General features: G+C 65.9%; 18 protein-coding genes and 1 pseudogene. 11 read left to right on the top strand and 8 right to left on the bottom strand.

Annotation, left to right across the window (positions count from 1 at the left end; all coding sequences use genetic code 11):
• Nucleotides 1–114: 114 nt before the first annotated feature.
• Nucleotides 115–591: an SspB family protein gene (locus CEQ44_RS08305; RefSeq protein WP_088184291.1), complete on the bottom strand. Its 477-nt coding sequence runs from the start codon at nt 589–591 to the stop codon at nt 115–117.
• Nucleotides 592–688: 97 nt separating this feature from the next.
• Here CEQ44_RS08305 and hisB point away from each other — a divergent pair, with 97 nt between their 5' ends.
• From hisB to CEQ44_RS08265, 8 genes are all read left to right on the top strand, one after another.
• Nucleotides 689–1,276: an imidazoleglycerol-phosphate dehydratase HisB gene (hisB, locus tag CEQ44_RS08300; protein WP_088184290.1), complete on the top strand. Its 588-nt coding sequence runs from the start codon at nt 689–691 to the stop codon at nt 1,274–1,276.
• A 21-nt stretch (nt 1,277–1,297) separates the two neighbouring features.
• Nucleotides 1,298–1,582, top strand: a complete 285-nt coding sequence (locus tag CEQ44_RS08295; RefSeq protein ID WP_088184289.1) for a YciI family protein — start codon at nt 1,298–1,300, stop codon at nt 1,580–1,582.
• Complete coding sequence (hisH, locus tag CEQ44_RS08290; RefSeq protein ID WP_088184288.1) at nt 1,579–2,190, top strand: imidazole glycerol phosphate synthase subunit HisH; 612 nt, start codon at nt 1,579–1,581, stop codon at nt 2,188–2,190. Before CEQ44_RS08295 ends, hisH begins: the two co-directional genes overlap by 4 nt.
• A gap of 37 nt (nt 2,191–2,227) precedes the next feature.
• On the top strand, nt 2,228–2,965 hold the full coding sequence (gene hisA / locus CEQ44_RS08285) for a 1-(5-phosphoribosyl)-5-[(5-phosphoribosylamino)methylideneamino]imidazole-4-carboxamide isomerase (RefSeq protein WP_088184287.1): 738 nt from the start codon (nt 2,228–2,230) through the stop codon (nt 2,963–2,965).
• A gap of 109 nt (nt 2,966–3,074) precedes the next feature.
• Nucleotides 3,075–3,839, top strand: a complete 765-nt coding sequence (gene hisF, locus CEQ44_RS08280; protein WP_088184286.1) for an imidazole glycerol phosphate synthase subunit HisF — start codon at nt 3,075–3,077, stop codon at nt 3,837–3,839.
• A 162-nt stretch (nt 3,840–4,001) separates the two neighbouring features.
• Entirely contained in the window at nt 4,002–4,283 is a 282-nt protein-coding gene (locus tag CEQ44_RS08275; protein WP_088190015.1) for a PEP-CTERM sorting domain-containing protein, read from the top strand.
• Between the two features lie 39 nt (nt 4,284–4,322).
• Entirely contained in the window at nt 4,323–4,643 is a 321-nt protein-coding gene (locus tag CEQ44_RS08270) for a phosphoribosyl-ATP diphosphatase (protein WP_088184314.1), read from the top strand.
• A gap of 66 nt (nt 4,644–4,709) precedes the next feature.
• Nucleotides 4,710–5,291: a hypothetical protein gene (locus tag CEQ44_RS08265; protein ID WP_176400324.1), complete on the top strand. Its 582-nt coding sequence runs from the start codon at nt 4,710–4,712 to the stop codon at nt 5,289–5,291.
• On the opposite strand, the gene CEQ44_RS08260 is transcribed toward CEQ44_RS08265, so the two are convergent.
• Nucleotides 5,288–6,184, bottom strand: coding sequence for a histone deacetylase (locus CEQ44_RS08260; protein ID WP_088184283.1), 897 nt, complete (start codon nt 6,182–6,184; stop codon nt 5,288–5,290). The two genes, CEQ44_RS08265 and CEQ44_RS08260, sit on opposite strands and share 4 nt — an antisense overlap.
• A gap of 56 nt (nt 6,185–6,240) precedes the next feature.
• Here CEQ44_RS08260 and CEQ44_RS08255 point away from each other — a divergent pair, with 56 nt between their 5' ends.
• From CEQ44_RS08255 to CEQ44_RS08245, 3 genes are read left to right on the top strand one after another with little or no spacing between them, the layout of a single operon-like run.
• A complete protein-coding gene (locus tag CEQ44_RS08255; protein WP_088184282.1) occupies nt 6,241–7,689 on the top strand; it encodes a L,D-transpeptidase family protein in 1,449 nt (482 codons plus the stop codon).
• A gap of 3 nt (nt 7,690–7,692) precedes the next feature.
• Nucleotides 7,693–8,007, top strand: coding sequence for a hypothetical protein (locus CEQ44_RS08250; RefSeq protein WP_088184281.1), 315 nt, complete (start codon nt 7,693–7,695; stop codon nt 8,005–8,007).
• A 53-nt stretch (nt 8,008–8,060) separates the two neighbouring features.
• Entirely contained in the window at nt 8,061–8,747 is a 687-nt protein-coding gene (locus CEQ44_RS08245) for a murein L,D-transpeptidase catalytic domain family protein (protein WP_088184280.1), read from the top strand.
• A 36-nt stretch (nt 8,748–8,783) separates the two neighbouring features.
• Here CEQ44_RS08245 and CEQ44_RS08240 read toward each other — a convergent pair whose 3' ends face one another.
• From CEQ44_RS08240 to crcB, 6 genes and pseudogenes are all read right to left on the bottom strand, one after another.
• Complete coding sequence (locus CEQ44_RS08240) at nt 8,784–9,569, bottom strand: hypothetical protein (RefSeq protein ID WP_088184279.1); 786 nt, start codon at nt 9,567–9,569, stop codon at nt 8,784–8,786.
• 99 nt (nt 9,570–9,668) lie between these two features.
• Nucleotides 9,669–10,364, bottom strand: coding sequence for an ATP12 family chaperone protein (locus tag CEQ44_RS08235; RefSeq protein WP_088184278.1), 696 nt, complete (start codon nt 10,362–10,364; stop codon nt 9,669–9,671).
• The gene (locus CEQ44_RS08230) at nt 10,361–10,624 is read right to left on the bottom strand and encodes a hypothetical protein (RefSeq protein ID WP_088184277.1); all 264 of its coding nucleotides are present in this window, start codon (nt 10,622–10,624) and stop codon (nt 10,361–10,363) included. Before CEQ44_RS08230 ends, CEQ44_RS08235 begins: the two co-directional genes overlap by 4 nt.
• A pseudogene (locus CEQ44_RS08225) lies at nt 10,621–11,279 on the bottom strand (HAD-IA family hydrolase). Before CEQ44_RS08225 ends, CEQ44_RS08230 begins: the two are co-directional and overlap by 4 nt.
• A 46-nt stretch (nt 11,280–11,325) precedes the next feature.
• A complete protein-coding gene (locus CEQ44_RS08220; protein WP_088184276.1) occupies nt 11,326–12,783 on the bottom strand; it encodes an RluA family pseudouridine synthase in 1,458 nt (485 codons plus the stop codon).
• Nucleotides 12,780–13,166, bottom strand: coding sequence for a fluoride efflux transporter CrcB (gene crcB, locus CEQ44_RS08215; protein ID WP_088184275.1), 387 nt, complete (start codon nt 13,164–13,166; stop codon nt 12,780–12,782). The genes CEQ44_RS08220 and crcB overlap by 4 nt, the downstream gene beginning before the upstream one ends.
• Nucleotides 13,167–13,176: the final 10 nt, after the last annotated feature.

The raw sequence follows: 13,176 nt of genomic DNA, 5'->3' as shown, positions 1-13,176 counted from the left end.
TTGATGGTCAGTTATCTCACCATTTCAGTTTCGAACCGGACATTCTTTTACCGGCCAAACATCGACGCCCCCGGCTCAATCGACCGTACAAGCGCGCGACGTCCAGCCCTCCGCTTACTTCTTCTTCCCGAAGTCCACCGTCACGACGTTCGAGCCATCTTCGCTCGTTACCTGCGGCGCGTCATTCTCTGCCGCGTCGTGGGGTTCGGGGAGTTCATCGGCCGCGACCTGGAATTGCAGGGCGAAGTTGACGGCGGGGTCCACGAAGGCGGTGATCGCGCTGAAGGGGATGTTGAGGTGGGCGGCGACCTGATTGAAGGTCAGGCTGACTTCGAAATGATGGTCGCTGACCTTCAAGTCCCAATATTTATTCTGGAGGACGATCGTCATTTCGTCCGGGAAGCGCTCCACCAGATGTTTGGGGATGTCGACGCCCGGCGCGCTGGTCTTGAACGTGATATAGAAATGATGCGCGCCCGGCAGGCCGCCGGACTGCTGCACCTCGCCCAACACGCGGCCGACGACCGCGCGCAGGGCCTCCTGCACGATTTCGTCATAGGGAATCAGGCTGTCAGGCAGGTCTTCGCTCATGGCGCAATGTCCTAACGGCCCGTAACAGGCGGTCAACCCCTGCCAGCGGATTGCATGAGCAGATTGCATGACGGGCGCTACACGCTATAGGGCGGCCATGCGCACGGCCGAGATTCATCGCCACACGGCGGAAACCCAGATCGACGTCACCGTCAACCTTGACGGGACTGGCCTTTATACGGTGTCGACCGGTATCGGCTTCCTGGATCATATGATCGAGCAGCTGTCGCGCCATTCGCTGATCGACATGGATGTGAAGACGGTCGGCGACCTGCATATCGACCAGCATCACACGACCGAGGATACCGCGATCGCGATCGGCGAGGCGCTGGGCAAGGCGCTGGGCGACAAGCGCGGGATCAGCCGCTATGGCAGCGTCTATTCGCCGATGGACGAGACGCTGAGCCGCGTGGCGCTCGACATTTCGGGTCGCCCCTGGCTGGTGTGCAAGCTGCCCTTCACCGTCACCAAGGTGGGCGAATGGGACACGGAGATGGTGGAGCATTTCTTCCACAGCTTCGCCCAGGCGGCCGGCATCACGCTGCATATCGAACTGCTCTATGGCAGCAACAATCACCATATCGTCGAAAGCGCGTTCAAGGGGCTGGCCCGCGCGCTGCGGCAGGCGGTGGAGATCGACCCGCGCAAGGCGGACGCGATCCCCTCGACCAAGGGTATGTTGTAAGCGTTAGGAAAGGCCGGACCCATGTTCATCGTGTCGCTGCACTATATCGTCGATCTGCCCACTGTGGATTCGCATATGGACGCGCATGTGGCGTGGTTGAAGGCGGGGCTGGCCGACGGCTGGCTGCTGGTGGCGGGGCGCAAGGTGCCGCGGGACGGCGGCATATTGATCGCGCGCGGCGTAAAGGCCGATATCGAGGCGAAGGTGGCGACTGATCCCTTCGTGCTGAACGGCGTGGCGGAGGTGACGCTGACGCAATTCAATCCCAGCTTCGTGGCGGATGGCCTGGAATTCCTGAAAACATGATCGCCCTGATCGATTATGGCGCGGGCAATCTCCATTCGGTGCATAATGCGCTGCGCAAGGCGGGGGCAGATGATGTGACGATCACCGCCGACGCCGACGTCGTGGCGAAGGCCGACCGCATCGTGCTGCCGGGCGTGGGCGCGTTCCGCGCCTGCCGCGACGCGCTGGTGGCAATCCCTGGCATGGTGGACGCGATGACGCAGGCGGTGAACGGACGCGGCGTGCCTTTCCTGGGCGTGTGCGTGGGGATGCAGTTGCTGGCGGACGCGGGCGAGGAGTTCGGGCGGCATGAGGGGCTGGGCTGGATACCCGGCACAGTGCGACTGATCGAGCCGAGCGACGCCACGGTGAAGGTGCCGCATATGGGGTGGAACGATGTCGCGCTGAATGGCGCGCCGCCGTTGTTGGAGGCGGGCGAGGCCTATTTCCTGCACAGCTATCATTTCGAAGCGGCCGATGCGCGCCATGTCGCCGCGACCACCGACCATGGCGGGCCGCTCGTGGCCGCGGTCGCGCGCGACACGATCATCGGGTGCCAGTTCCACCCGGAAAAGAGCCAGCGTTACGGGCTGGCCTTTCTGGCGCGGTTCCTGGATTGGCGTCCGTGATCCATACCACCCTCGCTCGACACGAACGGATGTTGATATGAGCCTGATCGTCTTTCCCGCCATTGACCTGAAAAACGGCCAAGTCGTCCGCCTGGCCGAAGGCGATATGGATCGCGCCACTGTTTATGGCGACGATCCCGCCGCGCAGGCGCTGCTGTTCGCCGAAGCTGGTGCGCAGCATCTGCATGTGGTCGATCTGGATGGCAGCTTTGCCGGCCACGCCGTCAATGCGCAGGCCGTCGAGAAAATCGTCGAGGCCTTTCCCGGTCATGTCCAGTTGGGCGGCGGCATCCGCAACCGGGAGTCAGTGGAGCGCTGGTTTGACCTGGGCGTATCGCGCATCGTGATCGGCACGGCAGCGCTGAAAGACCCTGCGTTCGTCAAGGCGGCGGCGCGCGACTTTCCCGGCGGCATTGTCGTAGCTGTCGATGCGCGCGACGGCTTCGTCGCGACGGATGGCTGGGCGGAAAAGTCCGACATGCCGGTGATCGATCTTGCCCGCCGGTTCGAGGATGCCGGCGTCGCGTCGCTGCTTTTCACCGATGTCGGCCGCGACGGAATGCTCAAGGGCTGCAATATCGATGCGACCGTCGATCTGGCCCGCGCCACCGCCATTCCGGTGATCGCCAGCGGCGGCGTGGCGGGCATTGCGGACATCCGTATATTGAGCCTGCACACCGAGGACGGGATCGAAGGCGTCATCACCGGGCGCGCGCTCTATGACGGGCGGCTGGATCTCAAGACCGCGCTGGCGGTCGCCAAGGCGGCGGCGTGAATAGCGTAAAATACCATCCGTTCGCTTCGCGCGAAGTCGAGAAGCGGCCGGCGCTGCGTCTGCGTTTCTCGACTTCGCTCGAAACGAACGGATGTTGGGAACCAGTCGCATGACCGTCCGCACCCGTGTAATCCCCTGCCTCGACGTCGCCAATGGGCGGGTGGTCAAGGGCGTCAATTTCGTGGACCTCAAGGACGCCGGCGACCCGGTCGAGCAGGCTCGACTTTATGATGCGGCCGGGGCGGACGAACTCTGCTTCCTCGATATTACAGCCACCCAAGAAGCACGCGGCACCATATTGGACGTGGTGCGCCGCACCGCTGAGGTGTGCTTCATGCCCGTTACCGTGGGTGGCGGGGTGCGCACGCCGGAGGATGCGCGCGCGCTGCTGCTCGCTGGCGCAGACAAGGTCGCGGTCAACAGCGCGGCGGTCGCGCGGCCCGAACTGGTCGCCGACATAGCCGACCGCTTCGGCAGCCAGTGCATCGTCGGGTCCGTCGATGCGCGTAAAGTGGGCGACAATCGCTGGGAGATCTTCACTCATGGAGGGCGTCAGCCGACCGGCATTGATGCCCTGGAACATGCTTTGCGTCTGGCCCATCTGGGCGCAGGCGAACTGCTCGTCACCTCGATGGACGGGGACGGCACCAAGCAGGGATACGACCTGGCGCTCACCCGCGCCATCGCCGACGCGGTATCGATCCCGGTCATCGCCAGCGGCGGCGTCGGCACGCTCGACCATCTGGTCGAAGGCGTGGTGCAGGGCCACGCCAGCGCGGTGCTGGCGGCCTCCATCTTCCATTTCGGCGAGCACACGATCGGCGAAGCCCGTCGCGCGCTGGCAGCCGCAGGCGTGCCGGTGCGGTCGGCGTGAAACGTCGATTTACTTTACAGTAACCATGATGTCGGACTGGGTGTTAACCATTATATTCCGCTAAAATAGGGGGAAATACGCCCCATGGCACGAACCCTGCTTAACCACGTGCGGGTCGCGTTAAACCATCACAGGTTCGACGCAAAAACGGGGTGACTTGATATGAAACTTCCTAAAATGCTTCTCATGGCCGGTGCCGCCGGTCTCATGGGCGCTGCCGTTCCGGCGCCCGCCAACGCCACCTTCTGGTGCTGGTTCGGTAAGTGCGGCGGATCGTCCAGCGGCGGCTCCACCAGCACGGGCGGTTCCACCAGCGGCGGTTCCACCGGTTCGTCGGGCGGCACGCCCACGCCGGTCCCGGAGCCCGAACAGATGGCGCTGTTCGGCATGGGCGCGGCCGTATTGGCCGGCCGCATGTTCTTTGCGGGCCGCAAGCGCAAATAATCGATTGACGGGTCGCGCCCGGAACGCTTCATGCAGCCCATGCGCGCGACCCTTCACACCCTGGAACAGACCATCCGTCGTCGGCGCAGCGCCGACCCGTCGGTGTCCTATGTCGCCAAGCTGAGCGCCAAGGGCCGCGCCAAGATCGCGCAGAAGGTTGGCGAGGAAGCGGTCGAAACGGTCATCGCCGCCCTGGCGGGCGATCGCAAAGAGGTGATCGGCGAAAGCGCCGACCTGCTATTCCACCTGCTGCTGCTGCTGCGCGATCTCGACATACCGTTCGACGCGGTGCTGGACGAGCTTGACCGGCGCGAAGGCCTGTCGGGCATCGCCGAAAAGGCCGCGCGGGCGAAAGACTGACGGGAAAGATGTTGCCCGCCCTGCGTTGATGCGTCAGCTTCATATTAGGGAAAAGGGGGAGACATCATGGTACGCGCTCTTGTCGGCGGCCTTCTGGGCGGCCTTGCGATCTTCATTACCGGCTTCATCTTTTGGGGCACGCCCTTGTCCGCCTTGGCCTTGAGCCGCACTGACGAACAGGCCAGCGCCAACCTGCAGGCCGCGATGGCGCAGGCGCTGACCCAGACGGGCACCGGCGTCTATGTCATTCCAGACCCCGCCACGGCGCAGGGCACGGTCCTTTACGGCAAGGGGCCAGTCGCCCAAATCTTCTACAATGAAGGCGGTTTTCCGGTAATGGACAGCAGCGCGCTGATCGGCGGGCTGATCCTGGCGCTGATCGTGGGCGTGGTGATCGCCCTGGCGCTGCGCTTCGCGCTCACGGATTTCGCCAGCCGCGCCCGCGTCACCATCCTGTTCGCGCTGGCGGCCGTGCTATGGCTTCATGTCGGCCAGGCCGTGTTCAACCATGCGCCCTGGGGCTATATCCTCTATCTCGCCTTCAGCGATTTCGTGGCGCTGGCGCTTGCCGGCCTGATCGCGGCGAAGCTGATGGAGACGAAGGCCGAGGCGGCCGTGGCTGCGGCCGGCGTCGGGTCGCTGCACTAAGCCGCTTCCTGCGCCAGCGCGATCATGCAGGCGGCGTGACGGCGGGCGATCGCCATGCGATCCTCGCCATAGCCGCCGCCCATGGTGCTAGCGAGCGGCACGCCGCGCGCCCGCGCCTGCCGCATGACATAGCGATCGCGCGCCTCCAGTCCGGCTTCGGTGAGCGCCAATCGGCCCAGACGGTCCTCCTCATGCGGATCGACACCAGCCTGGTACAGGATCATATCCGGTGCGAAATCGTCGAGCACGCGCGGCAGCACATCGGTCAGCGCCGCAAGATAGGCGGCGTCGCCCGTTCCATCCTCCAGCCCGATGTCGAGCGTCGAGCGCGCCTTCCTGACCGGAAAATTCTTTTCCGCATGGATCGACAGGGTGAAGATGTCGCTGCGCCCCGCCAGCAGCGACGCGGTGCCATCCCCCTGATGCACGTCGAGATCAAGGATCAGGACGCGCGCCGCGTCGCGCTCGGCGATCAACCGATTCGCCGCGATGGCGAGGTCGTTGAACACGCAATAGCCCGCGCCCGTATCATGCAGCGCATGATGGCTGCCGCCCGCGGCATTGGCGGCATAGCCATGGACCATCGCCAGCTTCGCCGCCGCCCAGGTTCCGCCGGGCGACAGGATCGACCGGCGCATGACACGTTCCGTCACCGCAAAGCCGATCCGCCGCGCTTTTTCGGGCGGCACCGTCAGGGTCATGACTTCCTCGACATAGGCGGGATCATGCACCGCCTCGATCCAGGCGCGCGGCATTGGCACAGGCTCAACGGTCTGCAAATCCACGCCACTTTCGCGCAGCGCGTCCATCACCAAGCCATATTTGTCGAAACGAAAACGGCTGCCATCTGTTGCAGGGGAGACATAGGCAGGATGGTGAACAACGTGCAGCATGATCTTTTCCGCTATCGCGATTTGAACCGTGGCGGCTTTGCGCTATCTGGTCCAGCATGAACCGTTCCCATCTGATCCGTATCCCGCTGCTGGCGCTGCTTGGCGTAGCGGCGGTGCCCACCATCGCCCAAACCCCGCCCCCCGCCATCGCGCCTACATTACCCGCGCCCACTGTCCAGCCCATCCCGGCCCCACCGCCGCCGGTGCCGATTCCAGCGCTGTCCCCGGCGCAGGAAGCCTGGGCCAATGACTGGCTGAAGAACGGCGCGGCGCAGGGCCTGATGGCGCGGCAGAAGGCGAGCGGCTCGCTGCGCGGCGAGGCGCTGGTCAGCGCCCTGCTCGACCGGGCCAAGGCGCTCAGCACCGGCCGGGTGGATACCGCAGACTTTCTGGAGGTCTGGGCGCTGCGCCCGGCCGCTTTCGACCCGCGTCCCGGCCTGGCCAAGGCGGTGAGCGAAAATCGGCTGGCGCAATGGTCGGCTGGCCTGACCCCGCCCTGGTCGGGCTATGACACGCTGCGCAAGGGCCTGGCGCGCTATGAGGCGATCCGCGACAAGGGCGGCTGGCCGACGCTGACTGCGTCGTCGGCACCCGATGTCGTCCGCGCCCGCATCGCGCTGGAAGACCCCAGCGTCACGCAGAATGAAAAGCTGGTCGATGTGATCCAGCGCGCCCAGCGCCGCTATGGCCTCGAACCCACCGGCACGCTTGGGGTGCGCACATTGGAAGCGCTCAATGTTGGCGTGGACGATCGCATCGCCGCGATCATGGCCAATATGGAGCGCTGGCGCTGGATGCCGCGCAGCCTGCCGGTCGACCGCGTGCAGGTAAACATCGCCGCCGCCGTGCTGACGGTGTTCGAGGGCGACCAGCCGGTCACGTCGATGCGCGCCGTCACTGGCAGCCCGACCAATCAAACGCCGATGCTGACGTCCAGCATCCATTCGATCGTCGTCAATCCGCCCTGGAACGTGCCGATGTCGATCGCCAAGCGGGAGTTGTTCCCCAAGGGGCGCGCGGCGCTGGCGCGGCAGGGCTATAAGATCGTCAAGACGCCCGAAGGCGGCGAGCGCATCGTCCAGCCGGCTGGGCCGAATAGTGCGTTGGGCCGCCTGAAGTTCGACTTCAACAATCCCTTCGCCGTCTATCTGCACGACACGCCGTCGCGGGGGAAATTCTCCAGCTACGACCGGCTCGCCAGCCATGGCTGCATCCGACTGGAAAAGCCGGTGGCGCTGGCCGAACGGATGGTTGCGGCCGATCCCAATCTGAACGGACATATCCAGACGCTGATCGACGAAGGCAAGACCCAACGCGTGTCGCTGCCCAGTCAAGTCGCGGTCTATCTGCTCTACTGGACAGCCTTTGCCGGCAATAACGGCACTGTCAGCTTCCGCGCCGACCCCTATGGCTGGGACAAGCTGCTCGCGCAGAAGATCGAAGCGTCCAGCCGCCGCCTTGATCCCACCGCTGCCCCCTCTCCCGCTATCGCATCGAAGGACTGATCCATGCGCAAATTTGCTTTAGCCGCCCTCGCCGGCGCTCTTCTCCTCTCCGCCTGCGGCAAGAAGGAAGAGGACACCCCGTCCGTCACCAACGAGTTGGTCGAGCCGCCGGTCGAAAATGTGGACGTGCCCGAACCCGAAGCGCCACTGCCCGAATTGCAGAACAATGCCGCCGCGACTCCGGCCGCGCCTCCGCCTTCGGTGTCGGAACAGCAACAGATTCAGGATGATGCGGAAGCGACCGGCATGACATCGCGCTTGCCCGAAGGCGGCGAACAGAGCCAGCCTGCGGACGAAGCGAGCAAGACGGGCGAGTAACGGTGCACGCCCTGGTCTTGGACCGGGGCGTCGGCTTTGCTATATGACGATCTATGGATCGCCGCAATTTTACGAAGTTCGCGTTAAGCGGACTCGCCTTTTCGTTTCTGTCGGACAGCATGGGTCGCGCCGCGCTGTCCTCGACAGGGCCTGAACCATTGAGTCCGGCTGCGGTTCCGCCCGCGCCCACGGTGCCCGCCACACCCGCCGCTGTGGCTCGGAAACCCTATGCGGCGCTGCTGGAGCGGGCGAAGGCAGCGCTCGACCGACATGCCGACGCCTTTGCCCTGCGCGACCGGCTCGCGATCGTTGATTTCGACGCCCCGTCGAAAAACCCGCGCATGCATATCGTCGATCTGATCGGCGGACAGACCAGCAGCTATCTGGTGTCGCATGGTCGCGGGTCGGACCCAGACCATTCCGGCTGGCTGCACAGCTTTTCGAATGAGTTTAATTCGCTCGCCAGTTCGTCCGGCGCGTTCAAGACCGGCGACATGTATTTCGGCCAGCATGGGCGGTCGATGCGCCTGCTGGGCCTTGACCCGCAGAACAACAATGCCGAGCCGCGCGCTATCGTCATCCATGGCGCGGACTATGTGAGCGAGGATCATGTCGCCGCCTGGGGCAAATGCGGCCGTTCCGAAGGCTGCTTTGCGGTCGCCCCCCATATCGTGCCGCAGGTGCTGGGCATGCTGGGGCCGGGGCGCATGCTGTATGCCGACAAAATCGGAAACGGCTGACGCGCCAGACCCCGCCCGCGATCTGCGGGAGGATGATTACCCCACCGTCCCCGCAGGCCCCGTCATCGTCTCGATCGAGGGTTTGTTCATGGCGTCGATCGTGCCGTCGGCCATCATCGCCTTGCCCATGCTGATGGCTTCGTCGCGCAGCCCTTCTTCGGTCGAAGTCTGACTGGCGCCGATCAGCGCGGACAGCAGCACATTCTTGCTGATCGCGTCACCCGGCTGGTCCGTCACGGTCTGGCGCGCCAGGGTCAGCGCTTCCTCATAATGAGGGTCAGCCGCGCCACGGTCATGGTCTCTTAGCGCCTGGTTGCCCATCTGGATCAGGATGCCGGCCAGGATGTTGCGGCTGGCGGCGTCGGCGGGCTTGGCCTCCACCACCTTGCGCCAGTGCGGCAGGGATTCAGCGTAGAGCGCGATCACCTTGTCGATCTGGCCCAGCGCGCCATAGGCGGCCGCATCGGCATAGAGCGCGTTGGCGAGGAAATTGACATTGTCGCCCTTGGCCGGATCGGCCTCCACCGCGGTGCGGATCGCTGGCAGCGCGGCGTCATATTTGGCGACTGCGCCGGCATTGTCACCCTTCTGCTGCGCGGCCTGCCCGGCGGTGAAGTCGGTCACGGCCGCATTGAACGCCGCAATTTCCGCTGACGTGAGATCGCGGGCGACCGGCGCGGGCGCAGCAGGGGCGGCCTCCTCGACCGGCGGCGCTTCGGGCGGCGGGGCATCGGGGGTCTGCTGCGCCAGCCCCGGGGATGTGAGCGCCGCAGATAGGGCAAGCAGCGCCGTCAGGGCAGGTTTTGCGAGCGTCGGGGCCAAGCTCTGGTCTCCTTCATCGGGGAAGCGGGATTGGGGCCGGACATAGACTGTCCGTGCTGGCGACAGAATGAACGAAGCGACGCCCCGGTTCCGCCAAATTCAGGGACAGCTCATCGCGCAGAAGGCGGCGGCCATGGCGAAATCCGCCGTGCGCCGCGCTTTGGCTTCGGCGGCCAACGCGTCTTCGCCCCAGAGTTCAACCTGCCAGGCCTCATCGATTTCGGCCGCCTGCCACACCCGGTCGATATCATGCCCGCCCTCGACAATCGCCAGCCCGCAGACCAGCGATCCGCTGAGCGACACCAAAGTCGACAGGCCGACCAGCGTGAAGGGATCGGAAGCCGCGACCGCCGCCGCCAGCCGGGCGAGCGTTTCGGGCGGCTGCGGCACCGGGATGATCCCCTCTGTCACCGCGAAGGTCACGTCGTAGCGCGCCCGCGCCCAGTCGAGCAGCGGCTCCCACATCGCCGCCTGCCGCGCGACCAGCGGCGCGGGCGCTTCGGCGCGATAGCAGAGCAGGTCGGTTTGGGCATATTGCGCGACCCCTTCGGCAAAGGCGGCGCGCTTGGGCGCGACATGGTCGATCGCGGCATTGGCGAGGCCGGTCATCGGCATGGTGGCGGGATCGACCGTCTCGCCCTGCGCCCGCCATTCCTGCGCGACCGCTTCGGCCAGCAACGGCGTGGGCAGCGCCAGCAGCGCGCGGGCAGGCGTGCGGACCGCGCGGCCGTCCAGCCTAATGGCGAAGCCACCCTCTTCCGCGACCACGGTCACGTCCTTGTAGAAACGCTTCATTGCGGCGGCTTCTGACGGAACAGCGCCAGCAGCAGGCGCGGCACGACGATGAACTGGAACAGGCCGGTGACGACCATGATTGCGCCAAACGCCTTGGCGTTGTTGCCCTGCACCCAGGCAAAGCGCTGCATGATAGCAAGAAAGCCGAACATGACGATGAAGGCGCCCGACAGGCGGAACAGGCCAATGGCGAAATGACGCTGGCGGGCGACCGAATCGGCGTTGGTTTTGGGCGGCGGCGCGGGCGGACGATCAGTCATGGCGCGCCGATATGGCGGCGTAAGTCCGCGCTGTCCATCGCCACCGCATGGCCCCCGCCACAGCCAGTTCGCCCGGCAAATGATAGCCCCAGGCGACACCGATGCTGCGCACGCCTGCGGCCAGTCCCATGGCGATGTCGAAGCTGGTGTCGCCGATCATCACCGTGGTTGCGGGCGTCGCGCCCGCCTCCGTCATGGCGGTCAGCAGCATCGAAGGATGCGGCTTGGACGGGTGGCGATCGGCGGTCTGCAGCGTCACGAACCGGTCTATGATGCCATGGTGCGTGAGGCAGAGGGCAAGGCCGCGGTCCGACTTGCCAGTGGCCACGCCCAGCAGCCATCCCGCCGCGTCCAATTCCGCCACCAGATCGGCGATGCCGGGATAGAGCGGTTCCTGCACCCCCTGTTCGCGCCGCATCGCCTGAAACGCCAGCTTGTAGCGACCGGCCAGATGGTCGTGGAAATCTGGCTCCGCCTCTGGCAGCAGCCGCGCCATCGCGACCGGCAGCGACAGGCCGACCGCCGACAGGATCGCCAGCCGATCGGGCGGCGGCAGCTTGACGTCCTCGAACGCGCGGGTCATGGCGGTGCAGATGCTGTGCTGGCTATCGACCAGCGTGCCGTCGCAATCGAAGACGACCAGGGCATTGCTCATGCCCCGTCCGCCCCAGTCAGCGTCCAGCGATAGGGCGCCCCCGGCGTCATTCGCCGCGGCCGCCACCCCGCGACCGGCGTTCGCCCTTGCGATCCTTGCGCACCTGCTTGGCATGCTGGCGCGCGAACTTCTTCTCGTCCTCGCGCGTCGGGGTCCGGTCGATCTCATCGTCCAGCGGCATGTCGCCTAGCGCAAGGTCGAAACCCAGATCCTCCAGGCTGTTGGCGAAATGAGTCGGCGGTTCCGCCATCACGTCCACCCGTCCGCCATCGGGATGATCCACCCGGATGCGCCGCGCATGCAGATGCATCTTGCGGCTGATCGATCCGGTCAGGAAGCTATCCTTCCCGCCATATTTGCCGTCGCCCACGATCGGATGGCCGATCGCCGCCAGATGGACGCGCAACTGGTGCGTGCGCCCGGTATAGGGTTGCAGTTCGACCCAGGCGGCGCGGTTGCCGGCGCGCTCGATCACACGATAGCGCGTCCGGGCGGGCATCCCCTCTTCCTCATCCACATGCATCTTCTCGCCACCGGTGCCCGGCTGCTTGGCGAGCGGCAGTTCGATCATGCCGTCGTTGATCGACGGCACGCCGATCACCAGCGCCCAATACACCTTGCGCGCGGTGCGGCTGGAAAAGGCCTTGGCGAAATGCGCGGCGGCGCGACTGTTGCGGGCGAGCAGCAGCGCGCCCGACGTATCCTTGTCCAGCCGGTGGACCAGCTTGGGCCGCGATTCGGCGTCGAACAACAGACCGTCGAGCAGCTTGTCGACATGCTCGTCGGTCTTGGTGCCGCCCTGCGTGGCGAGGCCGGGGGGCTTGTTGATGACGATGGCCTGCGCGTCGCGATGGATCACCATCTCCTGCACATAGGCGATTTCGTCGGGCGTCAGGTCGATGACGCGGACGCGCTTGGCCTTTTCAGGGACATCGGGCCGGGCCTCGGCGGGGGGCACGCGGATCGTCTGCCCCTCGACGACGCGGTCGCCCGGCGCGGCGCGCGCGCCATCGACTCGCAACTGGCCGGTGCGCGACCAGCGCGACACGATATTGAAGCCGACATCGGGCAAATGCCGCTGAAACCAGCGGTCGAGGCGGATGCCGTCATCATCGGCCGCCACGCGGAACTGGCGCACATCGAGCGAGACGCCCTTGCCGGCGCTGCTCTTGGCGGCAACGGGCTTGGCTACGGCTGGCGCAGCCTTGGCCGCGGCGGGTGCGGCGGATTTGGCGCGGAGCTTGAACGGGGGTTTGCCGCCTTCCCCCTTGCGCGCGGTCGCCGCCTTCGCGCCGCCACGGGCGCGCCCGGGCGCGCCGGGCTTGCCGTCGGCGGATTTCCGGTCGAACTTGCGGTCAGTGGGCTTTTTATCGCCGGGCTTCTTGTCGCCGAAGCGCTTGTCGGAAGGCTTGCCGCTGGCGGATCGGCTCGCAGGCTTGCCGTCGCGCGGCCCTTTGCCGCCGGTCGCGCCAGCGCCGGGCTTGGCGGGAGGACGCCCCTTCATGCCGCAACACTCCGCATCACGGTCAGGCCAACGGCCAGCGCCACGATCGCGCCGATCACCGACGCCAGCGCATAGCCGAGCGCCAGCGCCCCATCGCCGCGCTCGATCATCAACATCGTTTCCAGGCTGAACGCGGAAAAGGTGGTGAAGCCGCCCAGCACGCCGACGCCCAGCAGCAGGCGGATCGGTTCGCCCGACACGCCGCCGCCGCGCACCAGCCATCCAGCGAGCAGCCCCATGGCGAACCCGCCGATCAGATTGGCAGCAAAAGTACCCCAGGGCCAGGCCGCACCGGGGGCCATCTGCCCGGCGAAGCGCCCCAATTGATAGCGCAAGGCGGCGCCCACGGCGCCCCCGCCCATCACAAGAAACATATTGGTCATGCAAAGCGCC

The organism is Sphingobium sp. Z007, from assembly GCF_900013425.1.
Lineage (GTDB): Bacteria > Pseudomonadota > Alphaproteobacteria > Sphingomonadales > Sphingomonadaceae > Sphingobium.
The sequence above is the reverse complement of the archived record's forward strand: the minus strand, read 5'-3'. Positions and strand labels throughout refer to the sequence as shown.